Origin of the sequence: uncultured Metabacillus sp., from assembly GCF_947503125.1 — a bacterium.
Taxonomy (GTDB): Bacteria; Bacillota; Bacilli; order Bacillales; family Bacillaceae; genus Metabacillus.
This window is the reverse complement of record NZ_CANNCR010000192.1, coordinates 1-494: the sequence shown is the minus strand read 5'-3', so window position 1 is coordinate 494 and position 494 is coordinate 1. Positions and strand designations below refer to the sequence as shown.

Sequence of the window (494 nt, the reverse complement as noted above, 5' to 3'; positions counted from 1 at the left end):
TTCTGGTGTATGAAATAATGTAATTACCAATAAGAAACATAAAAAATCCCCAGCGACTTCAAGTAAGATTTAAGTACCTGACAGGGAACTCAATCTCATCACCCACTCACAAAAATGGAGGTTGAAGTCACATGGGGACTACTAAAAGTTATCATATTCAAGGCAAAAAAGGAAGCCTGTTCCGAGATCAACTAAGAGGAGTGGACTTAGAAAAAGTACTCATCGTATCCATTGATGCAGCGAAACTTCATCAAAAAGCCTTGATATGCAACTATTTTGGCGATGTTATTGAGAAACCATTTTTCTTTTCTGTTAATGCAGATGGTATATCTTTCTTGTGCTCAAAGATTAATAATGCAATGAATAATCATGATGCCCAAAGAATTTTCCTTGGTGTTGAAGCTACTGGACATTACTATGAGGATATTGTCCGTGAGTTGGGGCGTAAAGGGTTCGGTGTCCGAATCTTTAATGCTTATACTACCTTTGAAGAA

Annotated in this window: 1 pseudogene; it reads left to right on the top strand. The window is 37.0% G+C overall.

Annotated elements, in window-relative coordinates:
* Positions 1-131: 131 nt before the first annotated feature.
* Positions 132-494, top strand: a pseudogene (locus Q1B07_RS26790) (IS110 family transposase); the annotation flags it as partial.